Origin of the sequence: Moorena sp. SIO1F2, from assembly GCF_010672755.1 — a bacterium.
In the GTDB taxonomy this organism is placed as follows: Bacteria; Cyanobacteriota; Cyanobacteriia; order Cyanobacteriales; family Coleofasciculaceae; genus Moorena.
The window spans coordinates 1-3,007 of record NZ_JAAHFV010000538.1 but is presented as its reverse complement, the minus strand read 5'-3'; the positions used below and the strand labels follow the sequence as shown (position 1 = coordinate 3,007).

The 3,007-nt window shown below is 44.1% G+C and carries 2 protein-coding genes; one reads left to right on the top strand and one right to left on the bottom strand.

Going from position 1 to position 3,007, the window contains the following annotated elements; translation table 11 throughout:
* Window positions 1-210 precede the first annotated feature (210 nt).
* Window positions 211-1,578: a gluconeogenesis factor YvcK family protein gene (gene yvcK / locus F6J94_RS32370; protein WP_293047745.1), complete on the bottom strand. Its 1,368-nt coding sequence runs from the start codon at window positions 1,576-1,578 to the stop codon at window positions 211-213.
* Between the two features lie 696 nt (window positions 1,579-2,274).
* Between yvcK and ruvC the strand changes: the two genes are divergently transcribed.
* The gene (gene ruvC / locus F6J94_RS32365; RefSeq protein ID WP_293026596.1) at window positions 2,275-2,832 is read left to right on the top strand and encodes a crossover junction endodeoxyribonuclease RuvC; all 558 of its coding nucleotides are present in this window, start codon (window positions 2,275-2,277) and stop codon (window positions 2,830-2,832) included.
* The last annotated feature ends 175 nt before the right edge of the window (window positions 2,833-3,007 follow it).

The window sequence follows — 3,007 nt, the reverse complement described above, 5'->3', positions numbered from 1 at the left end:
GGAATTGGGTAAATCTCTGCCAGCTAGTAGCATCATTTTGCTGGAGGGAGACTTACCCAATTCCACACCTAGCGATCGCGTTGCTATTACATCAGCTATAAAAATTTTGGTCATTAGTTATTAGCAATAGAGTACCTCGAATTATGGTTATTCTGAGTTAACATCTCAGCTTTTATTTTCCCTTAAAAATTTTCCTCGAACTCACCTTATCTAAGCATGTGCTCGACTATACCACCGTAATAAAACCCGTGCCAGCCTTTCAGAATTGTGCCGTACTAAATGAGTTTCCTCATCTTCATACATTACATTGGTCACTACAATCCGACGCCCTAATTTAGAAGTTTCTTCTCGATCTAGAAATACTGGATGAGACTTAACTTGAGCATACTTAATCAGTGACCCAGCTGAGGGGTATTTTCGATTCACAAGTACCGCGTTAAATAGCCTTTTACCACAGGCTTGATCAATGGCTTTTATATGGTCAGAGACACTATATCCATCGGTTTCCCCTGGCTGGGTCATGATATTACAAACGTAGATGCGGGGTATCAAGCGAGCTGCGATCGCATCGGTAATTTCTGGCACCAAAAGATTGGGAATAATGCTGGTATATAGGCTACCGGGTCCTATTATAATATAATCTGCTTCCTGAATTGCCTTGAGTGCTGCTGGTAAAGCAGGTGGATGTTCGGGAGTACAACCAATTTTTTTGATCACTCCCCGAGCATCAGTAATATTAGACTCTCCTTCGATGCGACGTCCATCAGCTAATTCAGCCCAAAGGCTGACATCAGTTAGGGTAGCTGGCAACACTCTTCCTCTCACTGCTAATACCTGAGAACTAGCAGCAACAGCTTGTTCTAGATCGCCAGTAATATCACTCATGGCGGTCAGGAAGAGGTTTCCAAAACTGTGACCGACTAAACCACTACCAGCTCGAAAACGGTATTCAAACAGTTCGGTTAACAACTTTTCTTGGTCTGCCAGTGCCGTTAAACAGTGACGAATATCCCCCGGTGGTAGCACTCCAATTTCCCGTCGCAGCCGTCCGCTGGAACCGCCATCATCAGCTACCGTAACAATAGCAGTGATATTAGCACTATAAACCTTTAGTCCTCTAAGTAAGCTAGAAAGACCAGTGCCACCGCCAACGACTACAATTTTCGGTCCCCGGTTTAACCGACGATGATCCATCAGCACATCAATCAGTTTTCGATCGTGGTCGGGTTTTAAAACTTCCGTAATTGAACCTACCGTCCGGGTTTGCCCCCAGAAGATGAAAAGTAGACCCAAGATCAGCGCAATTGGACCAGACACATGGTTAGGAATAATGGTGGTAATTTTCTCTAAAACTTGGGCTGTGAATTTAATGATGTAAAAAACTGGAGTCAGCTTTACCCAAATCGCTAATCCCAAACTTGTTAGCACTACACCACCAGCACTTAAAAGTATCCAACGCTTCACTAGTAATCCAGGGGCTAACCACTTAAACCAACGGTTGACCCGCTGAGGAATTCGACCTCTCGATTCATTTTGTAGGGTACGTAGAGCTCTTTTGAAAAGACTGATTGAGGACATAACTACACTGAGTATGGTAACTACAAAAGCCGGATAGACATGGCTGGTCGAACTCCAGCACTTGACAAGGAGGCGATGCATGTAGTGAGGAACGGGTAAGGCTCCGGAAGTGCCTGTCAGATTGGTACTTTCTTCGCCTAATCAAACATTCGTGTGAAAAGCGCGTGATTCACACAGCCGCTCACCCTTCAGGTATAGCGGTTTTCATTGATATTACTGATCAAGGTGCGCGCCTCCAAGGGCGCGAGGGATTGCTCGCGCCCTTGGGTCGCACCTCAATGGTGAATTCACCATGAAGCTGGTACTGATCACGACAGTTTCAGATAATTAGGCTAAGGTGTGATTAATACAATATCCGGTACCTAGACGTTATGATCAGAATTTACCCGTCGATATGCGGAAAGTGGTGAGGTCGGTTGAGTTCCCATTTAGGGTATGAGAGTAGTCGCGTAACCCCAAAAAATACGGGGTGAAAGAGAATAATCCCAATTAGTCAGCTACACCAGACTTTTGTGATTCCTGTGACAAGTGTAGCTGCTTACAGCTCATGACTTAATGGGGAACGCTTGCCTAGGTAATAGGGATGATAGCACTAGGGATTAGGGATGATAGCACTAGGGATTAGGGATGATAGCACTAACACCATTAACCTAATCTAGTTATTAGACTGGACAGGGATTGACTGCAGTGAGGCAGATGGAAAAGCGAATTTTGGGAATTGACCCAGGACTAGCTACTTTAGGTTTTGGGGCAATTAGTTGCCAAACAACCCAAATTAGTAAGTCAGGAAACACAAAAAGCTCCTTAGGAGTGGCAAAGCGTTCTAGCCAGTCACCAATACAGGCAACCCCTGAACCATTGCAGTTGCTAGATTTTGGCATCATCCAAACCCCTGCCAAAACTGATTACGGCTCACGACTGTGTACGATTTACGAGGATTTACACACCCTGCTGGAACACTGCCAACCGGATCTGGTGGCGATTGAAAAACTTTTTTTCTACCGTATGAGTACTACGATCTCCGTAGCTCAGGCACGGGGTGTTGTGGTGTTAGTAACAGCACAACATGAAGTTCCAATGGTAGAGTTTACACCGGGTCAGATTAAACAGGCTTTGACAGGATATGGTAATGCGGATAAATATGAGGTTCAGCAGGCTGTTATGCGGGAGTTAAACTTAGACACCATCCCCAAACCAGATGATTTAGCAGATGCCTTGGCAGTCGCATTGACCGCCTGGTTTCATATGTCTTGAACACTTTACTAGATCTGTGAACTAGATCTGTGAACTAGATATTATATTTGTGAACTAGATCTGTGAACTAGATATTATATTTGTGAACTAGATCTGTGAACTAGATATTATATTTGTGAACTAGATCTGTGAACTAGATATTATATTTGTGAACTAGATCTGTGAACTAGATATT